We start from the raw sequence: 3009 nt of genomic DNA, 5'->3' as shown, positions 1-3009 counted from the left end.
CGTGCTGACGTACCGGCTCAGAAACTGATTCGTCAGCCCGGGGATGGCGTTCTGTTCATGAATGATGCTTGGAATGCCGAGCTTCGCAGCCGCGTACACCACGGGACCGCAGACATAGCCGCCGGTGCCGATGACAACGTCCGGCTTAAATTCCTTCAGGGCCAGGACACTAAGCTTTACGAGGGAGAAGCCTCCTCCGGCGGTAACCCGGTTTCCCTGAAAATGGGCATGATCGAGCTCCCCGCCCAGTTTAATCACGACGCCGCGAAAGCCTTTGTCGGCAACGAGCAGGTTGGAGCCGCGGCCGATCTGCAGCCAGGGGATTTGATTCGCATGCAGCAGGGAAATCAGGCTTACCAGCTGCTCCACGCTGCCCGGGATGACAAGCGCGTCGGCAGGACCGCCGATTTTCCAGGTGGTATAGCTCTCTAGAGGTTCATTCCAGCGAATCGTTCCGACATGTGCTTCGGACAGTAGGGACTTCCACTGCTGCATCGCAAAGCATCCTCCTTTATCGTTAAGCGGGAAAGAAGCGGTATGGACCGGTATACTGCGGCCGATCGTAGAATCGTGCCGGTATTCCATGGGTGATTGTCACGATTATAGAGTATCTTATGTAGTACATACCGCGTGTGTGACAATCGCCCACGGCTTTCAGCGGCCCCGCGACAAGCGGCGCATTTCTTCAACGATCACCTTGGCCGAATCCGGTTTGCCCAAGCTCCGGGAGCTTGCGGACATTTCCTGCTGCAGATTGTAATTCATCATGATATCTTCAATGGACTCATAGAGCCGCTTGCCCGTCAGTTCTTTCTCCAGGATGACTTTGGCCGCGCCGGCTTTCTCCAGCTGTCTTGCGTTGGCCACTTGATGGTTGTTGGTCACATTCGGGGAAGGAATGAGAACGGATGGAATCCCGAGCGATGTGATCTCCGCCAGGAATGAAGCCCCCGCACGGTTGACGATCAGGGATGTCGCCGCAAGCACTTCCGGCATGTTATGAATATACGGCAAAACGTGAAGATGATTAGGAAGGCTTCCAAGCCGGCTCCTGATATCCTCACGCGTTTGGTCAAAATAAGTTTCTCCGGTCACATAAACGAAATGGATATGCTTCAGCTTCTCAAGCCGCGGCGCCATTTCGATCATGGCGTCGTTAATCGCCTTGGCACCTCTGCTGCCGCCCACAATCAGAACGACGGAGCTGTTCATCGGAATGCCCAGTGTGGCAAAACCTCTTTCCCGGTTCGCCGTCTGAACCGTCGTCGCTCGCGGATTCCCGGTGTAAATCACCCGTTTGGCTTTGGGAAAGGCGCCTTCGGAACCTTCAAAGCTTACGGCGACCGTGCTGACGTACCGGCTCAGAAACTGATTCGTCAGCCCGGGGATGGCGTTCTGTTCATGAATGATGCTTGGAATGCCGAGCTTCGCAGCCGCGTACACCACGGGACCGCAGACATAGCCGCCGGTGCCGATGACAACGTCCGGCTTAAATTCCTTCAGCAGCTTCTTGGATGTTTGGACTCCCTTTAGAAAACGCATAACCGTTTTCACATTGTCCATCGATAGCTTACGGCGAAACCCCGTAATGTCGATGGCTTCGAAAGGGAGATTTTCTTGGGGGACGAGCTTGCTCTCCAGCCCCCGGGTACCGCCAATATATAAAAATTCGGAATCAGGATCTTCCGCCTCACATTGTCTCGCGACAGCGACGGCCGGGTAAATATGTCCTCCCGTGCCGCCGCCGGATAATACGACGCGCAATGTATTCACCTCGCATAACGTGATAGATTAAGTAAAATGCCGAGCGCGGTCAGCATCAGAGTTAACGATGAGCCTCCGTAACTGATCAGTGGGAGCGTAATTCCGGTGACCGGCATCATGCCGATGACCACGCCGATGTTAATGACGACCTGGACGGCAACCATGCCGATAATGCCGACGGCCAGCAGGCTTCCGAACCGGTCGGGGATCGTCATGGCCACCCGCATACCCCGCCATACGAGCACGAGGAACAGCAGCAGCACGATCAGACCACCGATAAATCCGAGCTCCTCCGCCAGGATGGAGAAAATAAAGTCGGTCTGGGGCTCCGGCACGTAGCTGTATTTCTGCCGGCTCATTCCGAGTCCGAGCCCCCCGAGTCCGCCGGGGCCGATCGCATACAGCGACTGGATGATCTGGTAACCGGCGCCGAGCGGATCCGACCATGGGTCAAGAAAAGCGGTAATACGCTTCAGCCGGTAGGGCGCGGCAATGATCAGCCCCGCAAAGCCGGCTACCCCGCCGAGTCCGAGAAAGCCCAGATGGCTCAGCTTGGCCCCTGCCGTAAAAACGATCATCATCGACGCACCCAGCATCACCGTACCGGTTCCCAAATCCGGCTGCATCATGATCAGCCCGAAGGCCAGTCCAATCAGACCGAGAGGCGGGAGCAGGCCTTTGCCAAACGCCGTAATGTTGAAGTTCTCGCTGCTCAGCCACTTGGACAGGAACAGAATCATCCCGAGCTTCATAAATTCGGAGGGCTGAATGCCGAAGGAGCTGATCCCGAGCCAGCTCCGTGCACCCCCGCGCACAACGCCGATGCCCGGAATCAGGACGATGACGAGCAGCCCGAAGCAGATGATCAGTCCCGCCTTGGCGTATTTTTTCCATACATGGTAGTCCAAATTTGCGGTAAAAAACATCGCGACCAGTCCGAGTCCGGCAAACAGCATCTGTCGCTTGACGAAATAGAATGAGTCGCCGTAATCGTGAAAGCCCAGTACGGAGCCTGCACTGTATACCATGATCATGCCGATCGTCAGCAGGCCCAAAATACAAAGAAGGAGCCACAGATCCGGCGCCGGTCGTGTCTTGTTCATGAGGAGGCCACCTTTTGCCAGGAAGTAGGGGCTTATCCACCCCCCTACTTAAAGATTATGCACCGCCTCTTTAAAAATGCGTCCGCGCTCCTCATATGAGGTAAACATGTCCCAGCTCGCGCAGGCCGGCGAGAGCAAAACG

Annotated in this window: 4 protein-coding genes; all 4 read right to left on the bottom strand. The window is 56.0% G+C overall.

Features of this window, described 5'->3' with window-relative positions; all coding sequences use genetic code 11:
• Positions 1–495: glycosyltransferase (locus CPT76_RS22575; RefSeq protein WP_146116402.1), on the bottom strand; the 495-nt coding region annotated here is incomplete at its 3' end.
• A 159-nt stretch (positions 496–654) separates the two neighbouring features.
• Entirely contained in the window at positions 655–1764 is a 1110-nt protein-coding gene (murG, locus tag CPT76_RS22570) for an undecaprenyldiphospho-muramoylpentapeptide beta-N-acetylglucosaminyltransferase (RefSeq protein WP_105444531.1), read from the bottom strand.
• 5 nt (positions 1765–1769) lie between these two features.
• Positions 1770–2867: a stage V sporulation protein E gene (spoVE, locus tag CPT76_RS22565; RefSeq protein ID WP_089548187.1), complete on the bottom strand. Its 1098-nt coding sequence runs from the start codon at positions 2865–2867 to the stop codon at positions 1770–1772.
• 48 nt (positions 2868–2915) lie between these two features.
• Positions 2916–3009 (bottom strand): hypothetical protein (locus CPT76_RS40330; RefSeq protein WP_258168759.1); only part of this gene is annotated, 94 nt, incomplete at its 5' end.

The sequence above is a fragment of the Paenibacillus sp. AR247 genome (genome assembly GCF_002968895.1).
In the GTDB taxonomy this organism is placed as follows: Bacteria; Bacillota; Bacilli; order Paenibacillales; family Paenibacillaceae; genus Paenibacillus_AQ; species Paenibacillus_AQ favisporus.
Note: the sequence above shows the minus strand (reverse complement) of the source record. Positions and strands in the feature narration are given on the sequence as shown.

Excerpts from the sequence above, each read along its gene's own strand:
- spoVE (WP_089548187.1), bottom strand. The coding sequence starts at position 2,867 with ATGAACAAGACACGACCGGCGCCGGATCTGTGGCTCCTTCTTTGTATT.